General features: G+C 67.8%; 18 protein-coding genes. 4 read left to right on the top strand and 14 right to left on the bottom strand.

Annotated elements, in window-relative coordinates; all coding sequences use genetic code 11:
* Positions 1 to 14: 14 nt before the first annotated feature.
* From ASE48_RS03155 to ASE48_RS03145, 3 genes are all read right to left on the bottom strand, one after another.
* Positions 15 to 1010: an esterase family protein gene (locus ASE48_RS03155; RefSeq protein ID WP_057165510.1), complete on the bottom strand. Its 996-nt coding sequence runs from the start codon at positions 1008 to 1010 to the stop codon at positions 15 to 17.
* A gap of 169 nt (positions 1011 to 1179) precedes the next feature.
* Positions 1180 to 2577 carry a mechanosensitive ion channel domain-containing protein gene (locus tag ASE48_RS03150; RefSeq protein WP_057165509.1) on the bottom strand — a complete coding sequence of 466 codons (1398 nt, stop codon included), beginning with the start codon at positions 2575 to 2577 and terminating at the stop codon, positions 1180 to 1182.
* Entirely contained in the window at positions 2574 to 4742 is a 2169-nt protein-coding gene (locus tag ASE48_RS03145) for an adenylate/guanylate cyclase domain-containing protein (protein WP_057165508.1), read from the bottom strand. Before ASE48_RS03145 ends, ASE48_RS03150 begins: the two co-directional genes overlap by 4 nt.
* 91 nt (positions 4743 to 4833) lie before the next feature.
* Between ASE48_RS03145 and ASE48_RS03140 the strand changes: the two genes are divergently transcribed.
* Positions 4834 to 6165 carry an NAD(P)/FAD-dependent oxidoreductase gene (locus ASE48_RS03140; protein WP_057165507.1) on the top strand — a complete coding sequence of 444 codons (1332 nt, stop codon included), beginning with the start codon at positions 4834 to 4836 and terminating at the stop codon, positions 6163 to 6165.
* A 10-nt stretch (positions 6166 to 6175) separates the two neighbouring features.
* On the opposite strand, the gene ASE48_RS03135 is transcribed toward ASE48_RS03140, so the two are convergent.
* The 10 genes from ASE48_RS03135 to ASE48_RS03095 form a co-directional block, all read right to left on the bottom strand.
* Positions 6176 to 7456 (bottom strand): alpha-amylase family protein, encoded by a 1281-nt coding sequence (locus ASE48_RS03135; protein WP_057165506.1) that lies wholly within the window; start codon positions 7454 to 7456, stop codon positions 6176 to 6178.
* On the bottom strand, positions 7453 to 7932 hold the full coding sequence (locus ASE48_RS03130) for a nucleoside deaminase (protein WP_057165505.1): 480 nt from the start codon (positions 7930 to 7932) through the stop codon (positions 7453 to 7455). The genes ASE48_RS03135 and ASE48_RS03130 overlap by 4 nt, the downstream gene beginning before the upstream one ends.
* A 9-nt stretch (positions 7933 to 7941) precedes the next feature.
* Positions 7942 to 8148: a hypothetical protein gene (locus tag ASE48_RS32535; RefSeq protein WP_156409010.1), complete on the bottom strand. Its 207-nt coding sequence runs from the start codon at positions 8146 to 8148 to the stop codon at positions 7942 to 7944.
* 134 nt (positions 8149 to 8282) lie between these two features.
* Positions 8283 to 9959, bottom strand: coding sequence for a tetratricopeptide repeat protein (locus tag ASE48_RS03125; protein ID WP_057165504.1), 1677 nt, complete (start codon positions 9957 to 9959; stop codon positions 8283 to 8285).
* A gap of 20 nt (positions 9960 to 9979) precedes the next feature.
* Positions 9980 to 11023: a hypothetical protein gene (locus ASE48_RS03120; protein ID WP_057165503.1), complete on the bottom strand. Its 1044-nt coding sequence runs from the start codon at positions 11021 to 11023 to the stop codon at positions 9980 to 9982.
* Between the two features lies 1 nt (position 11024).
* Entirely contained in the window at positions 11025 to 11624 is a 600-nt protein-coding gene (locus ASE48_RS03115; protein ID WP_057165502.1) for a TetR/AcrR family transcriptional regulator, read from the bottom strand.
* A gap of 162 nt (positions 11625 to 11786) precedes the next feature.
* Positions 11787 to 13382 (bottom strand): hypothetical protein, encoded by a 1596-nt coding sequence (locus tag ASE48_RS03110; RefSeq protein WP_057165501.1) that lies wholly within the window; start codon positions 13380 to 13382, stop codon positions 11787 to 11789.
* Between the two features lie 12 nt (positions 13383 to 13394).
* Positions 13395 to 14090 carry a cysteine hydrolase family protein gene (locus ASE48_RS03105; protein WP_057165500.1) on the bottom strand — a complete coding sequence of 232 codons (696 nt, stop codon included), beginning with the start codon at positions 14088 to 14090 and terminating at the stop codon, positions 13395 to 13397.
* Positions 14087 to 15487 (bottom strand): allophanate hydrolase, encoded by a 1401-nt coding sequence (locus ASE48_RS03100; protein WP_057165499.1) that lies wholly within the window; start codon positions 15485 to 15487, stop codon positions 14087 to 14089. The genes ASE48_RS03105 and ASE48_RS03100 overlap by 4 nt, the downstream gene beginning before the upstream one ends.
* 57 nt (positions 15488 to 15544) lie before the next feature.
* A complete protein-coding gene (locus ASE48_RS03095; RefSeq protein ID WP_057165498.1) occupies positions 15545 to 16216 on the bottom strand; it encodes a GntR family transcriptional regulator in 672 nt (223 codons plus the stop codon).
* Between the two features lie 131 nt (positions 16217 to 16347).
* Between ASE48_RS03095 and ASE48_RS03090 the strand changes: the two genes are divergently transcribed.
* Entirely contained in the window at positions 16348 to 16971 is a 624-nt protein-coding gene (locus ASE48_RS03090) for a PaaI family thioesterase (RefSeq protein WP_057165497.1), read from the top strand.
* Here ASE48_RS03090 and ASE48_RS03085 read toward each other — a convergent pair.
* Positions 16943 to 18961 carry an FUSC family protein gene (locus tag ASE48_RS03085; RefSeq protein ID WP_057165496.1) on the bottom strand — a complete coding sequence of 673 codons (2019 nt, stop codon included), beginning with the start codon at positions 18959 to 18961 and terminating at the stop codon, positions 16943 to 16945. The genes ASE48_RS03090 and ASE48_RS03085 overlap by 29 nt on opposite strands.
* Before the next feature lie 61 nt (positions 18962 to 19022).
* Between ASE48_RS03085 and ASE48_RS03080 the strand changes: the two genes are divergently transcribed.
* Together ASE48_RS03080 and ASE48_RS03075 are read left to right on the top strand one after the other, a co-directional pair.
* A complete protein-coding gene (locus ASE48_RS03080; protein WP_057165495.1) occupies positions 19023 to 19733 on the top strand; it encodes an EthD domain-containing protein in 711 nt (236 codons plus the stop codon).
* On the top strand, positions 19730 to 20485 hold the full coding sequence (locus ASE48_RS03075; protein ID WP_057165494.1) for an enoyl-CoA hydratase/isomerase family protein: 756 nt from the start codon (positions 19730 to 19732) through the stop codon (positions 20483 to 20485). Before ASE48_RS03080 ends, ASE48_RS03075 begins: the two co-directional genes overlap by 4 nt.
* Positions 20486 to 20488: the final 3 nt, after the last annotated feature.

The following is a 20488-nucleotide window of genomic DNA, read 5'->3' as shown; positions in this document are numbered from 1 at the left end:
GGCTCAAGCCCTCATCAGGCGACGGCTTGAGCTCCCAGCACACGCTGGATATCCGGCTTCATCATCTGGAGCTGCTGGCCCCAGTAGCCCCAGCTATGGGTGCCGTTCGGCGGGAAGTTGAACACGCCGTTGGTGCCACCGGCTGCGATGTACTTGTCGCGGAAGGCGACATTGGTGCGCAGCGTGAAGCCCTCCAGGAACTGGGCGGCCATCAGGTTGGCGGCGTTTCCGGCGGCATCCAGATCCGACGGGGTGCCGGTGCCGCAGTAGATCCAGACCCGGGTGTTGTTGGCCACCAGCTGGTTGATGTTGACCATCGGGTCGTTGCGCTTCCAGGCCGGGTCACTCGACGGGCCCCACATGCTCTCGGCGTTGAAGCCACCGGCGTCGTTCATGGCCAGACCGATCAGCATCGGCCACCAGCCCTCGGACGGGTTCAGGAAGCCCGACAGGGTTGCCGCATAGATGAACTGCTGCGGGTGGTGGATGGCGTAGGTCAGCGCCGCGCTGCCGGCCATCGAGATGCCGACCGCGGCGTTGCCGGTCCGCGACACGCCCTTGGCGGCCTCCAGGTAGGTGGGCAGTTCCTGGGTCAGGAACGTCTCCCACTTGTAGGTGTAGTTCTGCCCGTTGCCCTTCGACGGCTGGTACCAGTCGGTGTAGAAGCTGGACTGGCCGCCGACCGGCATGACGGTCGACAGACCTGATTCGTAGTAGTACTCGAATGCGGCCGTGTTGATGTCCCAGCCGTTGTAGTCGTCCTGGGCGCGAAGACCGTCGAGCAGGTAGACCGCGTGTGGCCCGCCGCCCTGGAACTGCACCCGGATGTTGCGATTCATGGACTGGGAGAACACGTCCAGGTACTCGACGGGCAGGCCCGGCCGCGAGAACGCTCCAGCGGTCGCCGAACCCCCGGCGAAGCCGATCAGCCCGGGCAGCACCAGGACTGAAGCGGCGACCACCGCCGCCCTGCGTAGCACTCCGCCTCGGATATTTCTGATGAACTTCATAACGGCAACCAACCCACCTTTCTTCACGTGTTAAGCAAGCGCCGCTGCTTTCTTCGTGAGGTAGTTGAACATGCGCCTCAGCAGTCACACGCGTAACAGCGCGGCGTGGTGTGGTCGCGGGTTGCTAACGATTGCGACTCGGAGTCGAGACCAGCTCCGACACCGGTGTTCAGTCGGTCGCGGACAGCGCCTGCCGGACGGCGGTCTGGCGTTCCTCGATGGCCCTGCCGAATTCCTGCAGCAGCACCGGTTTCCGGGCGACGAGCTGCTCCAGGTCACCCCGGTCGATCTGCACGACGGTGACCTCGTCGAGCGCATACGCGCCCGTCGCAACGGGCTCCCGGGTCAGCGTGGTCTGGCCGAGGAAGTCGCCTTCCTCGGCCGTGCGGACCGTGACGATCACGCCGTCGTCACGCACCGCCGTCAGTTTCACCCGGCCCTGCACGATGAACGTCATTCGGGTCGGGACCTGGCCGGGTGACTGAATGGACTCCTCGGCGCCGTACCGCGCCAGCCGCACCCGGGACGTCACATCGTCGAGCTCGGCACCCTTCAGGCGCAGGCTGGACGCCACGATCGTCATGGCGTCAGCGACCCGCTCCGGAGTCGCGAAATCGTCATCGGCCTCATCGAGATGAAGCTCGGCCCGACGCGATGCGTACCAGACCCAACGCAGGAACGTCGCCCTGGCGGCGACGTCATCGGTGGGGGAGCGCAGCGGGATGGAGGCCTGGTAGTCCAGCCCACCGCTGTACACGGCGGTGGCCGTCGCACCGGCACGCAAGTGCGGTAGCGCATTGGCCGCCCGGGCCAGCAGGGCGCACACCACATCCGGTGAATCCTCCACACCGAACACGCAGCGCACCGTGATCGAGTGCTGACCGGCCGGCCGGCTCAGATTGGTGAACGACGCACCGGCGAGCACCGAGTTGGGGATGATCTGCATGCCGCTACGGGTGTCGATATGCGTTGCGCGCCAGTTCACCTCGATGACACGTCCACGCGCGCTCGGGGTGTCGAGCCAGTCGCCGAGGCGGAACGGCTGCTCGAACAGCAGCAGGAGACCCGAGACGATCTGGCCCACCGAATTCTGCAGCGCCAGACCCAACACGATCGACGTGATACCCAGCGCGGTGAACAGACCGCCGACGTTGGCGCCCCATACATAGGAAAAGATCAGGGCCAGCCCGACGGCGATCACCGCAAAGCGGGCCACGTCCAGAAAGATCGAGGGCATACGTTTGCGCCAGCTGTCGTCGGGAGCGCCCTGGAACAGGGTGGCGTTCAGCCCCGACAACAACAGGATGAGAACGACGAATCCGAACACCGTGGCGATGATCCGCACCGGCGTGGCATTCGCGGACACCTCGTTGGCCTTGGTGAGCAGCAGCAACAGTGCGCCCAGCGGCAGGATGTAATTGCGCAGCAGTCCGACCGCGCGAGCCAGCATGCTTCCTCTGCGCACCAGTGCGTTGCGCAGTTCGGTCAGCAGCACGATCGTCAGGGGCAGGCCGACAGAGATGCCCACCGCCCAGGCAAACCACGGTGCTCCGGTGATCTCGTTCACGGCTGGGTCTCGACGAGCCGCCACACCGGCTCGGCCCCGTCGGCACCCACGACCTCCCCGGTCTGGACGAACCGGTGTTCCTCACCGAGGGCGTCATACACCCTGGCCGTGACGTAGATGCCGCCCTGATCCGATCCGGTCTGCACCCGGTTGGCCAGATCCACCGTGGCGCCCCACATGTCGTAGGCCAGGGTCGAGCGCCCCACCAGGCCGCTGGTGACGGTGCCGGTGTCGATACCGGCCCGGAGCGTGAGCGCGCTGCCGGTCTCGCCGTTGAAGCGGTTCACGATCAGCTGCATCTCCATCGCGAAATCCACTGTGCGCCGGACATTGTCGAGACGAGGTACGTTCAATCCGCAGCTGGCCAGATACCCGTTGTGCAGGGTGCGGATATGTTCCACCCCGAGACTGTCGGCCGCGGCGTCGAACTGGCGGACCAACCGGTTGACGATGGCCAGCGACTCCTCGGAGCTCAGCTCCGCCGAGAGTTCCTCCAGGCCGACGATGTCGGCGAAGATGACGGATACGTCCTGATGATCCTGGGAGATGGTCTCTTCACCGTCGCGATAGCGCGCCACCGCCGTCTCCGGCATCAGGGACAGCATGATTCTGTCGTTCTCACTGCGCTGCTCGTTGAGCAGATCTTCCTTGATGGCCAGGTTGCGGCTCATGTCGTTGAAAGCCACTGTGAGATCGCCGAATTCATCTCTGGACAGCACCGGAACGGTGACGCCGTAGTCCCCGGAGCTGATTTGTCTGGCTCCGGCTTCCAGCCGTCGGATGGGTCGCACGAAGAACCGCGCCAGCAGCATGGCCGCGATCGAGACCACGAAGATGATCGCCGCGGTGGACAGCACCAGGGTGCGGGTGAATGCCGACACCGGCGCGAAGGCCTCTGCGGTATCGATCTCGGCGATCACTCCCCAGTGCAGCCCTTCGATCTCCACGGGTCCGTACGCCTGCAACGACTGCTGCCCGAGGTAGTCGTCGGTGACGACAGTGCCGCGTTCACCGCGCAGGGCGCTGTCGGCGGACGGACCATCGACCGGTTGCACCAGGGTGGTGCCGTTCTGCCGAAGCGAGTCCTCCGCGACCTCCGGGGGCGTCCCGGCCTCGATGACGGCGCGTTTGAACGCTTCGCGATCCTCCACGAACAGCCGTGAGTCCGAGCGCATCAGGCCGTCCGGCCCGACGATGTAGGTTTCTCCGGTCCGGCCCATCCCGGACGCCTCCCACTGCTTGTCCACCGTCATCAACCGGTTGATCTTCGAGATGGGGAACTGCATGGCCAGCACGCCCGCGGCGCGGCCGGCGTCCCCGACCGGAGACACCAGCCACGCCGTGGGAGCGGGTGCCGGCTGGTATTCACCGAAATCGGTGATCGCCACGTAGTCCACCGCGTTGGACTGCATCGCCTTGACGTAGGCCTCGGTGAGGTTACCGCCCTTGTAGGGACCGCTGAGAATGTTGCTGCCGAGTTCGACACCCTTGTTCGCGGTGTAGACGATGTTGCCGCGGGTGTCGATGAGCAGCGCGTCCTCGTATTTGAAGCGGGTGACGATTTCGCGGAAGAAGTCGTTGTACTTCGCGTTCGCCGCCGACCATGCGCTGCGGTCACCGGCGTCGTCGAACAGAATGGACTGCTGGTCGTCGGTGAACGGCGTCGTGTACAGGGCCTGCAGGTAGCGCTGGGCATTGCCGTAGGGCAGCAGCGCGGCCACATCGATCTCGTTGCCGGTCTGTTCCTTTTCCTTCTGCGCGAATGGTCCGGTGTAGTAGTCGGTGAGGCGTTGTTGCTGCTGTGGGTTGATCGTGGCGTCGGCCAGCTGGTCGAAGCCGGCGGTGAAATCCTGGAGCGCCTGGGTCGCCGTCGCGCCGCGGCTGTAGATCACCAACGAGTCCTTCAGATCCGCCACGCCGATGCCCAGAGTCCGTGTCTGCGCCTCCCGGATCTCGGTCAGCCGGTCGAACACCGACTCCCGCAGCGACTCGTGACCGGACTGATATCCGATGAAGCCGACGATCGCCGCCGACAGCACGCTGGTCGCGAGCAACATCAACAGCAGTCTGGATTGGATACTGGCTCGGGAGAACAGGTGGCGCCGGCTCAGGTGCGGTGTCGACGCTGTCGCGTCGAGGTCGCCGGGCGCAATCGTGGTCGGCATCAATTCGGCAGCCTATCCCGGCGACGAGCGGTGGCGCTCCGCTTGGCGGATGCCGGCCGTCGGCCCCCACGATGCAGCTACCCTCGAAGCGATGAGCGACGAACGCACCAGGGTGCTCATCATCGGCGGCGGATTCGGCGGACTGTTCTGTGCACGCAGGCTCGGCAGACACGACGTGGATGTCACCCTGCTCGACCGCGGCGCGGGCCATATCTTTCAGCCGCTGCTGTATCAATGCGCCACCGGAACGCTGAGCATCGGGCACATCAGCCGGTCGCTGCGTGAAGAGCTTTCACGCCACCGCAATGTGACCACCCTGCTGGGCGAGGCGATCCGGCTGGACCCCGGCACCCGCACCGTCACAGCCATGCGTCCCGATGAAACCACCTTCACGGTCGGCTACGACGTCCTGGTGGTGGCCGCGGGCATGAAGCAGTCCTATTTCGGCAACGAGCATTTCGCCGAATGGGCGCCGGGAATGAAGACACTCGATGACGCCTTGTGTATCCGTCAACGGTTGTTCACCGCTTTCGAGATCGCCGAGACGTTGCCCCCGGGGCCCGAACGGGACAGCTGGCTGACCTTCGCGGTGGCCGGTGGCGGACCGACCGGTGTGGAGATCGCCGGGCAGATCCGCGAGGTGGCCAGCAGGACGCTGGCCAACGAGTTCCACAGCATCGCCCCCGAGGACGCCAAGGTGTTGTTGTTCGACGGCGGCGACCGGGTGCTCAAGAGTTTCGCTCCGGGCCTGGCGGGCAAGGCCACCCGTACCTTGGAGGCGCTCGGAGTCGAATTGCACATGGGTGTACACGTCACCGATGTAGGACGCGACGGGGTGACCGTGACGCCGAAGTCCGGTGGGGCAGCCGAACAGTTCGCCGCGCGCACCGTGTTGTGGACCGCTGGTGTCGAGGCCGTGCCGTTCGCGCGGCACGTCGCCGAAGTGCTGGGGGCGCAGGCCGACCGCGCCGGCCGGATCAGTGTCGAACCCGATCTCTCGGTGCCCGGGTACCCCGAGGTCTTCATCGTGGGAGATCTGGTCGGCCGCGACGACCTACCCGGCGTCGCCGAGAACGCCATGCAGGGCGGGCTGCACGTGGCCGCCTGCGTGCGCCGGGACCTCGATGGCAAACCGCGCAAGCGCTACCGCTACCGGGATCTGGGATCGGCGGCCTACATCAGCCGGGGCAACGCGCTGCTGCAGGTCGGGCCCGTCCGGGTGTCCGGTTTCGCGGGCTGGCTGGGGTGGGGCTTCATCCACATCGCGTTCCTCACCGGGCTGAGCAACCGGGTCAGCACCCTGTTCACCTGGATGGCAGCCATCGGCCGGGCCGACCGCCACCATCGGGCCTTCATGCTCGGTGGCGGAACGGCGGCCGAACAGCACTACACGTGGTCCGAGTGTGACGAGACGCCCGGCTGATCGAGCCGGATCATCCGGCGTCGACGATCACCCAACCGTGTGCGGGCACCACGAGCTGCTGCACCCGTTCGGCGGGTGGGGCGCCGGAACCGGCGACGACGTGGCCCGGGTCGGGTAACTGCGCCGACAGCGGCTCGTCGTCGATGTTGAGCGCGACCACCAGCGCGCGGTCGCCGGCGCTGGTGCGGTAGATGTAGCCGGTGTTGGTCAGCTGCAGGGACTCGGTGGTCGCGGTGTGCAACCACGGGTTCCGGCGGCGCAGGCCGATCAGATACTGATGCAGCGACAGAATGTCGTGCGGGCCCGGCTGCGGATGCCCGAATTCGGGGCGCACCGCGTCGTCGCCACCGACGCGTTCCTCCTTGACGCCGTGGGCCGCCCATTCGTCGCCGGCGTAGATACTCGGCGTCCCGCCGGTGGTCAGCAGGAGCACCAATGCGTGTTCCACGTGCCGCACATCGGTCAGCTGGCTGGCGATTCTGCTGACATCGTGGTTGCCGATGAAGGTGAGCGGGACGAAGGTGTCCAGGAACTCGTTGTGCCGCTGCAGGGCCCAGTCGAGTTCGTGGAAATTGCCGTCGTTGAGGCTGCTCCAGATCGCCTTCCACAGCTCGTACTGGGTGATGGAATCCAGCGTGCCCGCACGCAGCTGCGCCGGGTAGTCGCCGTGGATGACCTCCCCGACGAACCACGCATCGGGGTGCCGGCGGCGCACCTCGGGCAGTACTGCGGCCCAGAACGACGGGTCGACCGCATAGGCGGCGTCGAGGCGCCAGCCGTCGGCTCCGCGTCCGAGCCAGTGGTCCATGACCTCGATCGTGTAGGCGATGACATCGGGGTTCTCATGGTTCAGGGCGATCAGTTCGCCGTGGCCCTCGAAGGTGGCAAAACCGTTGCGGCTTTTGCGGAACCAGTCATCGGGGCCGTTCGCCAGCGCATCGCGGTAGCGCGGAAAATCGGTGCCGACGTGGTTGAACACGCCGTCGAGCAGCACCCGCAGTCCGCGCCGGTGGCATTCGCCGATCAACTCGTCGAAGTCGGCCTCGTCGCCCAGTCGCGGGTCGATACGCAGGTGGTCGGTGGTGTCGTAGCCGTGGGTCCGGGAAGCGAATACCGGGCCCAGCGCGATCCCGGAGGCGCCGAGTTCCACTGCGTGGTCCAGCCATTCGACGATGCGCAGCAACCGGTGCTCATCGGCGGTCGGCGGCTTCTCGGAGGGAAACGCCCCGACGAAGCCGAGGGGATAGATCTGCCACCAGATGACGTGCTGCACCCAGCCTGGATCGGTCACGGGCGGAACGTCGCTTCGTAGAGTGCTCGCATGTCGTCCTCCAACTCCGGTGCCGGCCCGTCGCAGGGGATGCCGGGCGCGACGACCGTGATGGGGAGTGCGGCGACCGGCGCGGGCGGGGTACCCCACTCGGTGCACCACCGGCTCAGTTGCTCCGAGGAGGTCGCGTAGACAATGCGGCCGAGGCCGACCCAGGCGTGCGCGGCCGAGCACATGGCGCAGTGCTCACCGGAGGTGTACACCACCGCGGTGGCGCGCTGCTGCGGTGTCAGGCGTTCGACGGCCCACCGCGCGATGGCGAACTCGGGATGTCGGGTGGCATCGCCACCCTGGACCCGGTTGTGATCTTCGAACAGCACACTGCCCGACTCGTCGACCAGGATGGACCCGAACGGTTCATCGCCACCCTCGTGGGCGGTGCGGGCGAGTCCTACGCAGCGGCGCAGATATTGCAGGTCTTTGTCGCTGATCGGCACACCGGCAGTTTACGCGGGCATGCTCGCCAGGCCGGGAGGCTCGGCATCGGCGGTCGGGGCGGACCCCCAGCACCATGCCGCGTAGGCCGCCGCGACGGCGATCGCCTCGAGGTCATGATCGTCGCCGCCGGCCGAACGAACGGGGTCCTCGACGGCACCCCGGATCATCCGGACAAGGGCGAACAAGGGTTCTTCTACATGGCGTTCGCACGTCATCGGGCGTCCTCTCCACAGCGGAGGGCAGCACCTCACCCAGATGTGTGCAAGCCCCCCGTATCGCTTCTGCCGCCAACAGTAGCCCTCACCACCGCAAATGGTGGCATGACACGTTGAGAGGCAACCAAATTCATTCAATCGCAACATTGGGTCGGCTGGTTCGTGACCTCCAGCCGGCAAGCGCAGGACGCCAGCACCGGAACATCGGCCCGTGCCCGCGCCACGTCGAGCTCCGCGGCGATGACGTCGGCCTCCTCGTCGCGGCCCAGGCGGCGCAGGCTTTCGTGGTATCCGTGCAGGCTCCAGACGTTCCCGGGGTGCTGGCACGAACGCCGCAAGGTGTCGTCGAGCCCCAGGTCGGCGGCGTAGACGCCGGCGGCCTCCTCGACGCGTCCCTGTTCGAGCAGCAGGGCCCCGTAGGCGTGCCGGGTCGGTTGCATCCAACCCCACGGCTCGTCGTAGGGCAGCGCGTCGTCCAGTGCGATGGCACGCCGCAGATGGCTGAACGCTTCCTCGAATCGTCCTTCCCGGTAAGCGATTTCGCCGTCGAGCATGGCCACGGCTACCGCGAGGATGTCGCGGCTGGTGTTGTTGAACAGGTAGCGGGAATCGGGGATACGCGCGTAGCTCGCAGCCAGCGCCTCCTGTTCGGCATGCGCCTGAGGTAACTGGCCTTTCGCGGCGTGCGCGACACCGCGTCCGTAGTGAATGGTCGCCGTGGTGGTGCAGTAGAGGTCCGGGTCCGCGGGCAGGGGCAGGGCGGTCAGCTCGTCCCACCGGCCGAACCGCACCAGGACGTGCACCCGCAGCGGGACGAACGCCTCCAGCCAGTCCGCCATCGGTGGCGATTCGATGGCCAGCAGCTCGGGTGTCAGCTGGCCGGCGAGCTCGGCGGCCGCATCCTCGGCGACCTGGAACCGGCCCTCGAACATGGCCGAATAGACCACGAAGTGCAGATCGTGCGCGCGGTAGAGGGAGTAGAAGTTCAGCGGGCCGGACCGTTCGACGAACTTCCGGTCTGCCCGCACCGCAGCGTGGTTGGCGATCACCGAGGCCCGGTAGTCGCCGCAGAGCACATCGATGTGACTCGGCATGTGCTGCAGGTGCCCGGCGTCGGGGACCAGATCGCGCAGCAGATCGGCCGCGGGCAGCGCTTCCTCGGGGTGCGCCGACATCTCCATGGCGTGGATGTAGAGGTGCAGTACCCCGGGGTGGGCACGCCCGATCGGGGTGGCAAGGGCGGCATCGAGAATGGCCTTGGCCTCGACGACCCTGGATCCTTCCGCGGGATCCCCGGTCGCGCTGTCCCACAACGCCCATGCGGTGACATTGAGCAGCGCGTCGGCAGTCAGGGTCTGGACGTCGACGTCATCGGGATGGTTCTGCACCACTGCGGACATGGCCTCGGCGTAGGCGAGGTGGCCCGCGGCGAGCGCTGCCGCGTCATCGGGGTCGTCGGTGGGGAAGCGCGTCGCCAGCGCATCGATGAGCGCGCGCTCGGTGGCTGATGCCCGGCCGCCCGCCGCGGCGGCCAGCTCCGCCCGGGCGCGGGCCAGCGAGACCGCGAGTTCGACCGGGTCGAACGCGTCCCACGCCTTGTTGTAGTTCGGGCCGACGGCGTAGGCGATGCCCCACCGGGCGATGGCGAGGTCGGGATCCAGTTCGAGGGCCCGTTCGAAACAGTGCACGGCCTCTTCGTGATTGAACGCGTAGGCCCACACCAATCCGCGGTCGAACCACATCTGAGCCTGCGGGGCAGTGGTGTCGATCGGCCGGTGATAGGACCCGAGGTCGTAGTACGGCTCGCTCATGGCGAGAACGATAGTTGTCCTCAGGTGCGGGTGGCGATGCGTTGCCACAACTGCTTGGTGCCGGGCATTCGCAAGGTGGTGGCCAGCACCGCCAGGATGCAGCCGGTTGCGGCCCAAATCATCAGCGTCCCAAGCGGTGTCAACGCACCGTTGCCGCCGAAGTATTCGATGCTGCGCAGCAGTGAGACCCCGGATCCCTGCGGAACGACGTGATTGAAAGTCGTGTAGAAACCCGACAGCAGCGGCCGCCCGATCGGTCCGGCGGCAGCGGCGTTGCCGACGACCACCAGAAATGCGGTCACCGCCATCGCCGCCGCCGTCCCGAACGCGGCGGCCACCCCGGTGACGGCGCCGCCGACGGCCATGGCGTAGAGCCACAGTGCGCCGAACACCTGCCAGGGATGGCCGGTCAGCGCGCCGAGTGCGGCGTCCACGTACACGGTCACCACGCCGGCCAGCAGCGCGGAGTAGGCCGAGAGCGTCAGGGTGCGCAGTCCCAGCGTCCAGGGCCGCCGCACCGCGCCGACCAACCGCCCGAACGCGGCGGCACCGACCGAGGCCCCGATGGACACGAAGATGACCGCATAGAACTCGACGGTGCCGGACGGGTCGCCCGCCGACGTCGGCGCAATGTCGGTCACCACGGGTGCCAGGCCGGCCTCGGTCGCGGTTGCGCGTCCGACGGTCTCGGCGGCGGTGGCGACGCTGCGCCCGCCGCCGCCCGCGACATAGACATCGAGGCGTCCCGATGGCTGGACCACGAACGCGGCGTCGGCCTTGCGCTCGAGGACCTGGGCACGGGCCGCGGCGTCGTCACCGACGGCGGTCACATCCAATTCGGAGCGCGTGTCGAGCGCGTCGAGCATCTGCTGCGGTGCGGCGACGGCGATGTCGAGGTGGTGCAGGGTGGGTTTGGCGAAGGCGCCGGCGTAGCTCGCGATCATCGCGAGCACCAGCAGGGTGAAGGTGACCATGGCCAGCACCACATGGCGGACCTGGGTGCGGGTGATCCCGTGTCCTGTCGGGATGGACGGTGCGGTGGTCTGGCCGTTGTGCTTGCCCATGTCATGCCCTCCCAGCGGTGTCGGGCAGCGTCAGAAGCGCGTTGACGGTGTCGAAGGCGGCGGCGACACGGTCGCGGAGGTCTCGGGCGTCGCGCGCCTCGGGCTCCTCCATCCAGGACCGCAGTACCTCCATGAAGCCGCCCACCAGGAAGCGGGTCACGGCTTCGACGGTCAGTCCGGCGATCGGCGTCACGGTGCCCCCAGGGCCGGTGCCCGCCCGCGCGATCTCGGCGCAGGCGGGGGCGAGTTCGGCGCGGAAGGCGCTGACCACCCGTTGGGTGACCGAACTGGGCACCACATTGCGGTACATCGCGCGGTGTTCGCCGGCGAAATCGAACAGGCGCATGATGCGCACCCGTGCGTCGCCGCCGTTATCGGCGCATGCCTGTCCGAAGGCGACCGAGAAGGCCGCCGCGACGGCGTCGTCGCGGTCGCGGAAGTGTTGGTAGAAGACCTGCCGGCTGACACCCGCCCGGCCCACGATGACGGCCACGGTGAGTTCATCGACCGGGCGTTCGTGGGCGAGCGCGAATGCCGCCTCGTGCAGGAGGGTGCGGACCCGCTCGGCGCGCGGGTCGGCGCTGTGTGTGCGTGCTGCCATGAATCACAGCGTAAGCCACTTCGTGGACAGATGACTACGAAAGCTTAGGTTATCTATGACACCTGCTGAGCTGCGCTGTGACCCGCGTCCCAGGCCGGGCGAAACTCGCGTACCCGTAGTTGGGAGCGGGGTTTTACGACGGGTACGCGAGTTTCGCCCGGTTCAGTGGCCGGCGACGATATCGGACTCGTCGACGACCACCGGGTCCTTCGCGCCGGGCAGCAGCGAGTACGCCAGGCAGACCACGGCGAAGAACAGATAGCCAAGGGCCACTGCGGGACTGGCCGCCCAGGAGACCTCGGGTGCGTGGATCAGGCCGATGAAGCTCAGCGCGGCGCCGACGGTCGCCGCGATCGCGGCATAGCGGAACTTCTTGTCCAGGATGAAGGTCACCATGGTGCCGAGGATCAGGCCGACGAGCACCGCGCCCTCGCCGAGGGTCTTCAACCCCTCGTAGACCACGCCGGCACCGTTGAGCGCCTCCATGCCGACCTCGGACGCCGAGGTTCCCGCCGCGTTGAGCGCGTTGTCGACCTGGGTCTTGGCCCACTCGGCGAGGTTGGGCAGTATGGCGGCGACCACGGCGATGGCGTGCAGGCGGGGGACCGCCTGGAAGGCCTGCGCTCCGATGAGCAGGCCGATGTAGAGCAGGATCGGCACGATCGCGGGCACCGGCAGCAGCGCATCCAAGATGCCGAACAGCCCGACGAAACAGAAGATCCCGATCATCAGACCGCTGGCCAGGGAGTAGCTCGCCCGGCCGCCGGCGTCCTTCCAGCCGGGGTGGCCGATGTAGACCGCGGGCGGGAACGGCGATCCGAATGCCGATCCGACGACCGCGCCGGCACCGTCGGCCAGCAGCACGCTGCGCAGGTTGTAGTTGTCACCCGCGGCGGCCGCACTCTCGACGTTGCTCATCGCCTCGGTGAAGTTGTACACACCCAAAGGAATTGCGGTGCCCAGCAACGGCGCCAGGTTGGACAGCCCGGAGAACAACAGGTCCAGACGCAGATCGGGGATGCCGACGGCGATGTCGGAGAAAGCCTGACCGACATCGGGTGCCGACATGTAGCCACCGATCCAGCCGATCGCGGTGCCCACCAGTAGCGCCGCCAGTCCCACGGGGATGCCGAACGGCAGTTTCACGTCGGTGAAGAACCCGATCAGGATGATGGCCAGCACGGGCAGGCCGATCCAGGCCGCCTCCCACATCTGCGCGGCCGGTCGCATCGAGATGAAGGTGATCGAGATGCCGGCCAGGGTGCCCAGCATGGCCGCCCGCGGCGTCAGCTTGCGGATGTAGGGGCCGACGAACGCGCCGATCATCACGATCACACCGATCATGAACGCCCAGGCCAATCCGGCCGACCAGGCTTGGACCGCATCGTCGGTGTTCAGGTACACCGGCAGCATCACGACGAACACCACGATGAACATGTGCGGCACCGACGGCCCGTACGGCAGCGCGGTGACGTCGGACCGGTTCTCCCGCTTGGCAAGCCGCCGGGCCAGGAAGGTGTAGTACAGGTTGCCCAGGATCAGTGCGACGCCCAGGGCGGGCAGCACGGTGCCGAGCACGTCTCCGGCCGGCACGGCGATGACGCCGATCATCAGGCCGGTCAGGGTGAGGACGTTGACCAGGATGTTGAAGCCCAGACCGAAGAAGGCATTGGTGTCGCCACGGGTCCACCAGGCGACCGTCGGCGCGGGCTTCTTGGTGGGCGGGTCGACGGGGGGATCGGAGATCTCGGTGCTCATGACTGGGTCCTTTCAGGCGGCGGACAGCGCGAGGTTGTGTAGTGCGGGAATGACTGCCGAGCTGTCGGCGACCCAGCCGAAGATGCCCCCCTGGGCCTTGATCATTTCCAGCCCCACCCGCTGGAACTCCGGGAAATACGAACCCACGCAATCGGATACCACCAGGCATTCGTAACCGCGATCGTTGGCCTCGCGGGTGGTGGTGTGCACGCACACCTCGGTGGTGACACCGGTGACGAGCAACTGGGTGATCCCGGCGCGTCCGAGCACGTCCTGTAGCTCGGTGGCGTAGAACGCGCCCTTGCCGGGTTTGTCGATCACCACCTCGCCGTCGACGGGGCTCAGTTCGTCGACGATGTCGTGGCCGTACTCGCCGCGGATCAGGATGCGGCCGTACTTCCCGGGATCGCCGATGCGTTTGGACGGGGCGCCGCGACTGAGTTTGGCCGGCGGGCAGTCCGACAGGTCGGGAACGTGTCCTTCCCGGGTGTGGATGACCAGGATCCCGGCCTCGCGGGCCGCGGCGACCAACGCGGCCAGCGGCGGCACCACCTTGAGCAGTTGGTCGACATCGTTGCCGAGGCTTTCGCCGAATCCACCGGGCAACAGGAAGTCCCGCTGCATGTCGATGATGATGAGCGCGGTTCGGCCGCTGATGAGAGGGAACGGCGATGGCTCGGCGGGCACATCGACGGAAGTCGTACTCATACCTGCTCCTTGTGGCGCGTCGTGGCTGGTGTTGCGGCGGGGGCGCGGGGTTCGTCGAGGATCTGTGCGGCCAAAGCCAGTGCGGTGTCATCGGATCCGGCGTTGGCCAGCAGCATGGCGCTGTGCGGCCGTCCGTCGGTGGTGGTGCCGGCCGGGACCGCGATGCCCAGCAGATCGAGCAGGTTCCCGAAATGGGTGTAGTGCCCGAGCATGGTGTTCGTGTCGATGGGACGTGCCAGCACCTCGTCGACGGTGAAGGTGGTGCCGATGGTCGGGACCACCAGCACGTCCATGGTCTGCCACACCCTGGCCACGTGCGCCTTGAGTTCCTGCAGCCGTTGCAGCGCGGCGAACGCATCGACCGCGGTGTAGGCCAGTCCGCTGCGGAAGATGTCGCGCACCACCGGGTGAATGGAATCCGGTCGGGTGGAAAGGAATTCGCCGAACTCGACCAGGCGCTCGGCCACCCAGGGCCCCTGATACAGCAGGGCGCCAGCGGCGAGGAACGGTTCCAGCGACACCTCGACGACCGTCACCTGACGGCTCAGCTGTTCGCGGAAGTTCAGGTGCGCCGCGCGCACCGCGTCATCGCCGAAGAACTCCAGGTCGTCCACCGGCGGCAGGCCGACCCGGATCGTCCGTCCGTCATAACGCGCACCGCGGTCCCGAGACCAGGCGTCGTCGTCATCGCGGCCGGCCATCACCTCGAAGACGCGGTCCACATCGCCGATGCAGCCGGCCATCACGCTGAGGCAGTCCAGCGATTTGCACGCCGGTACCAGGCCGACGGTGCTGATCAGGCCGCGTGACGGCTTGAACCCGACCACCCCGTTGAGTGCGGCCGGCACCCGTCCGGACCCCGCGGTGTCGGTCGCGACCGCGAACGGAACCTGCCCGAGGGCCACTGCCAGAGCCGAACCCGAGCTGGAACCGCCGGAGATCATCTCATTGCCGAAGACGCTGCGCGGCACCGGGTACGGGGTCCGGGTTCCGTTGAGGCCGGTGGCGAACTGGTCCAGGTTCGTCTTGCCGACGTAGAGCGCGCCGGCATCGAGTAGCCGCTGCACGGCCGGTGCGGTCCGCTCGGCGAGGTAGGCGTAATCCGGGCAGGACAGTGTCGTCGGTATCCCGGCGACGTCGATACTGTCCTTGACCCCGAACGGAACGCCGTACAGCGGCAGCGTGCGCGCCGCCGGGCGGCTCTCGATCTCGGCCGCGGCCGCCAGCAGCTCCTCGCGCGGCACCGTGGACAGCCAGGTCCCGTCGTCCCCGCGTGCGGCAATGGCATCGGCCACCCGAGCGGCCGTCTTCGTCGGCGAACCCGTCCCGCCCGCATGCGAGGCGAGGATCTCCGCTACCGACGGGCCGATGGACGGGCCGTGCGCTTCAAAACCCATAGTTGGAAATTGTCGACAAAATGATGGCGTTCGCGGAACGCCCGTGTGTCGATCGTGTTAGCGATTCGGCCGCAGGTTCAGATACTGCAGGTGGCCGTGATCTTCCAGCGCGGTGATCACGGTGTCGGAATTGTTGCTCTCCAGGGCGGTGAGGATGGCCAGATGCCGGTCGATCCCGTCACTGGACCGGTGGTGCCGGGCTTCCTCACGCAGGTTCATCGCCATCGGGAGCTGCAACTTGATCAGGATCGGTTCCAGGGCGATGTCGAGCTGACGCCGGCCCGCCAATCCGACGACCGCGGCGTGAAAGCGCCGGTGGGCGTCGTCGCGTTCCAGCTCGTCTGTGGCGCTGCGCATCTCATCGAGCACCCGGCGTACCGGTTGCAGTGCGGTCGGCGGATCGGCCAGCGGTAGCGCCGTCTCGATCGCATGCCGTTCCAGCACGTGCCGCAGCGCGAACAACTGCAGGATCTCGTCCGGGGACCAGTCGGCCACCCGTGAGCCGCGACGGGGGACCCTTTCGACGAGTCCCTGCTGGGTCAGCAGGCGCAGCGCCTCCCGCAGCGGGGCCCGGCCGATGCCGAAGTCGGCGCACAACTGTTCTTCGACGAGCTTGTCGCCGGGGCCGAGCGCGCCACTGAGGATGGCGGCACGCAGCCTGCTGCCGGCGACATCGACGAGCGTCGCGGGCGACTCGTGCTGCGATCCGTCAATCCTCGGTGCCGCCATGGCAGGTTCGGTGCCCCCTCATGCCGGCCTGTGCCGACTCAGTGGCCATCGTAGGAACTTTTGCGGTGCGCTGCCGGGTCGGCCGCGGCCGGTGACTCGACACCGCCGATAGAACGTGTTCTAGTTCTCGGATGCTGGACTTCACTCTCGAGGACCTCAGTGCCGAGGACGTCGAGCGCCTTCGCCACATCTACCGGCCCCTCACCGAATCGGTGCGCGAACTCATCGACGCCACCATCCGCACGGCGGCAGATGCCGAGACGGTGGCCGCCGCGAAGGCCCAGATCGATGCCGCGACGGCAGCCCTGCGCACCGATCAGCTCGACGGGCCGTTCGGGGTGCGATTCACCGCGCATGGAGACCGGATGCCGTGGGGTAACGCCGTCATCGGCCTGCGCAACCCGATCGCGCCGCCGCTGCACATTCAGCACAAGGACGACGGCGGGGTGTTCGCCGATTTCACGCTCGGCGCCGCCTACGAAGGTCCGCCGGGGCATGTGCACGGGGGAGTGGCCGCGCTGATCCTCGATCATGTGCTCGGTGAATCGGCGAGCCCCGCCACCAGCCCGCGATTGACCGGGACGATCAGCATGCGCTATCTGCGTCCGACGCCGCTGGGCGCACTGCACGTCGAGGCCGCGATCGTTCGTACCGAAGGTGTGAAAACCTATGCCGCCGGCATCATCTCGGATGCCGAGGGGCCTACCGTTCAGGCCGAGGGCGTCTTCATCCGGCCGAAGTGGGCCCGGGACTAGACAGCCCGATATCGCGTGTCGCGATCTCGGTGACCACCCCGGTGATGGTGGCGATCTCGCCGACCAGCAGCCGTTCCGCGGCGTGCGCGTCGGTCAGCGACGACGCGGCGTCGCGCACGCTCGCGCTGGCTGCCAGCAGTGCGTCGGTGTCCACACTCCACGGCGCGGCCGGAGTCGCCGGTTCACCGGACAGTGCTTTGACGTAATCGTCGACGGCGGCCACGAATTCGCGGTTCAGGTTGGGGGGCGGGTGCGCAGGCAGATGCGCCTCCAGGGCGGCACACGATGTGGTGACCGAGTTCAACGCGGCCCGGTAGGAGCGCATCCACCGCCGCAGCGATCCGGACTCCGTGCCGGTGGCGCCCGCGGTGGCCTCGAACGCGGCGCGCGCGCTGACCGCACGCCCCCACGCCGATTCCAGCTGTTCCTTCGGATGGTCGAGGTCGTGCACGAAGGCCTTGATGACGGTTGCCGCATAGTCGATTTCGGTCTTCAGGAGCTCGCCGGCGCGTTGCCGCAACCGGACCAGAGCGTTGTCCGGCACCAGCACGTGCACGGCGACGGCCAGTCCGCCACCGGTCACCACCGCCAGCAGCTGATCGCCGATCGCCCCGGCCCCGCCCGGGCCACCGGTGTCGATCAGGAAGACGAGCGCACCCGCGATGGCCGTGTTCACCCCGACGTAGCTGAATTCGGAGGTCAGATAACCGACCGCCAGGAAGGTCACCGCCAACAGCGCCGACACCAGTGCCGTGGGTTCGGTCAGGGACGCCAGCACCGCGGCCACGGCCACCCCGGCTGCGGTGCCGCCGATACGACCGACGCACCGGGTGTAGGTGTGCGCTGTCTCGGGGCGCAGCACCATCAGCACCGTCAAGGGCACCCACACGCCGTGCGGCATACCGCCGAAGCGCCACAGCGCCACCCCGACGGCCGTCGCGGCGGTCAGCCGCACCGTGTGACGCAGGATGGGCGAGTTTCCGGTGAGCTGGGAGCGCACCAAACCGGCGGTCGCGGTCAGCGCGTCGGGCACCACTGCGCGTCCCAGATCCGCGACCTGCTCGGGTTCGAACTGCCCGAACCGTAGTTCCACGGCCTCGCGGAGCTGGGTCGACAACCGCAGCGCGATTTCCCGTGCGTCACCCTGGACGCCGTCCGCCGCACCATCCAATTGGCCGGTCGCGTAGCCCAGTTCGCCTCGGGACCGCCGCCTGGCGTGGGCCACGATGACGAGCAACTCCGAGGCACTGTGCAGCACTCGCACGACGGCGTCGTCGTCATTGTGCGCGCCGAGCCCGGCCAACGACTCGGCGATGCGCTCGGGCAGGCTGTACCAGCCGCGGTAGATCGGTGGTCGACGTTTGGCCAGCGCCTCGCTCACGGTGAAGGCGTCCCGCAGCCGGATCATCGGTTCCGTGTCGATCCGGGTGTCGGAGTCGACGGCGATCCGGTCGGCATCGGCGGCCAGGGACAGGTAGGCGCGGGTGAGAGCGCTGCGCTGGGTGCGCCACCGGCGTTGCGGCCAGGCCGCGATCAGGACGGCCTGTGAGAGTCCACCGACCAGGGCGAGTGCCACGGTGGCCGACACCGATCCCACGGTGTGCGCGGTGGGGGCCGTCGTCAGGATGAGCGCCGCGCCGGCGGCGGCCACCAGCCCGGCGTTGGCGCTGATGGCCCAGTGCAGCCCGGCCGCGACGCACCACAGCGCCGTCACGACGACGAACGCGATGCTGTTGCCCTCGGTCACCGACCCCAGCAGGACGGCCAGGGCCATCTCCAGCGACACCACCACGACGGTGGGGAACCGGCTACGCGGACTGTCCTGCAGGGCGCTCGCGCCCGCGACGATGGCGGCAGCGCCGGCACTGACCGCGGCGGCGGCCGAACTCACCCAGGCCGCCACCAGCACGACCGCCAGCACCCCGGCAAGACTGCGCCCGACCGCGCCGGCGTCATACAACGTCAGTCGCAGTTGACGGCCGATGGTCACCCCGCCATTGTTACCCGGCGGACGGGTGTGGCAGGTGCGATCGTCTTGTTAGGTTCAGCGGGTGGAAAAGGTCATGGTCACGCTGCGCTCCGCGAATCCCGACGAACAGTGGTGCACCCGGTTGCGGACCCGGGTCGCCACCGAGTTGTCCGAGCTCGATCTCGCGGGCCTGACGGTGAACGTGCGCGACGCGGCGGTCAGCGCCTCGATGATGACGCTCACCACGCTGGATCCGCCGGTGGCGGCGGTGGTCAGCATCTGGACCCAGCAGTATTACGGCGCGGCGCTGCGCAGAGCGCTGGAGCTGCTCGCGGCCGAATGCCAGGTATCGGCCGCCTATCTGGTGACGGAGTCGGTCCCGCTGCCGGGCCCGGAGGTGGCGCCGAGCGCCCGCACCCCGGGCCTGGCCAACGTGGCATTGCTGCGACGGCCACCGGACCTGGACATCGCAACGTGGCTGCAGCGCTGGCACATCGACCACACGCCGGTGGCCATCGCGACCCAGGCGACCTTCGGCTACACCCAGAACACCGTCGTGCGGGCATTGACACCGGACGCGCCGCCGATCGACGCCATCGTCGAGGAACTGTTCCCCATCGAGGCCGTGTCGGATCTGCATGCGTTCTTCGGCGCCGCTGACGATGCCGATCTCGGCGACCGGATGGGCAAGATGGCGGCCAGCGTGGCGCGGTTCGGCGCGGACCGCGACATCGACACGGTGCCGACCAGTCGCTACGTGCTGTGGACCCCGACCCTTACGCTGCAACCGTGACACTGTTGATCGCCGATGAGAATCGGGTACGCACGCTGACGTTCAACCGCCCCGAGGCGCTCAACGCCTTCAGTGAGGCGCTCTACGACGCGACCACCGAGGCGCTGCTGGCGGCGGCCGAGGACCCCGAAGTCTCGGTGGTGCTGCTGACCGGCGCCGGGCGCGCCTTCAGCGCCGGCAACGACCTGGTGGAGATGCAGAAGCTGGTCACCGACCCGAACTATCAGCCCGGTAAGCACGGGTTCCGCGGCATGCTGGAAGCGCTGGCGGCCTTCCCCAAGCCGCTCATCTGCGCGGTCAACGGTGTCGGACTGGGCATCGGCACCACCATCCTCGGTTATGCCGACCTGGCCTTCATGTCCAGCACTGCCCGACTGAAGTGCCCGTTCACCAGCCTGGGCGTGCCGCCGGAGGCCGCGTCCTCATATCTGTTGCCGCGGTTGATCGGCCGGCAGAACGCGGCCTGGCTGCTGCTGTCCTCGGAGTGGGTGGACGCCGCCGAGGCGCTGCGCATGGGACTGGTGTGGAAGGTCTGCGAGCCCGACGAGTTGCTGGCGGAGGCCCGACGGCACGCCGAGGTGCTGTCCTCGCGGCCGCTCAACAGTCTGCTCGCGGTCAAGCAGACGATGATGGAGCCGGTCCGTCCGGGTATCGCGGCGGCGAGCGAACGGGAGAATGCCCTGTTCGCCGAGCTGTTGGGGCAGGCGGCCAATGTCGATGCGCTGGCCTCGTTCGTGGACGGTCGCGGGTAGGCC

The organism is Mycobacterium sp. Root265, assembly GCF_001428895.1.
Lineage (GTDB): Bacteria > Actinomycetota > Actinomycetes > Mycobacteriales > Mycobacteriaceae > Mycobacterium.
Note: the sequence above shows the minus strand (reverse complement) of the source record. Positions and strands in the feature narration are given on the sequence as shown.

Bases quoted from the DNA above. Each gene is read 5' to 3' on its own strand.
- ASE48_RS03155 (WP_057165510.1), bottom strand. From the start codon at position 1,010: ATGAAGTTCATCAGAAATATCCGAGGCGGAGTGCTACGCAGGGCGGCG.
- ASE48_RS03145 (WP_057165508.1), bottom strand. From the start codon at position 4,742: ATGCCGACCACGATTGCGCCCGGCGACCTCGACGCGACAGCGTCGACA.
- ASE48_RS03140 (WP_057165507.1), top strand. From the start codon at position 4,834: ATGAGCGACGAACGCACCAGGGTGCTCATCATCGGCGGCGGATTCGGC.
- ASE48_RS32535 (WP_156409010.1), bottom strand. From the start codon at position 8,148: ATGACGTGCGAACGCCATGTAGAAGAACCCTTGTTCGCCCTTGTCCGG.
- ASE48_RS03125 (WP_057165504.1), bottom strand. From the start codon at position 9,959: ATGAGCGAGCCGTACTACGACCTCGGGTCCTATCACCGGCCGATCGAC.
- ASE48_RS03120 (WP_057165503.1), bottom strand. From the start codon at position 11,023: ATGGGCAAGCACAACGGCCAGACCACCGCACCGTCCATCCCGACAGGA.
- ASE48_RS03115 (WP_057165502.1), bottom strand. From the start codon at position 11,624: ATGGCAGCACGCACACACAGCGCCGACCCGCGCGCCGAGCGGGTCCGC.
- ASE48_RS03110 (WP_057165501.1), bottom strand. From the start codon at position 13,382: ATGAGCACCGAGATCTCCGATCCCCCCGTCGACCCGCCCACCAAGAAG.
- ASE48_RS03105 (WP_057165500.1), bottom strand. From the start codon at position 14,090: ATGAGTACGACTTCCGTCGATGTGCCCGCCGAGCCATCGCCGTTCCCT.
- ASE48_RS03100 (WP_057165499.1), bottom strand. From the start codon at position 15,487: ATGGGTTTTGAAGCGCACGGCCCGTCCATCGGCCCGTCGGTAGCGGAG.
- ASE48_RS03095 (WP_057165498.1), bottom strand. From the start codon at position 16,216: ATGGCGGCACCGAGGATTGACGGATCGCAGCACGAGTCGCCCGCGACG.
- ASE48_RS03090 (WP_057165497.1), top strand. From the start codon at position 16,348: ATGCTGGACTTCACTCTCGAGGACCTCAGTGCCGAGGACGTCGAGCGC.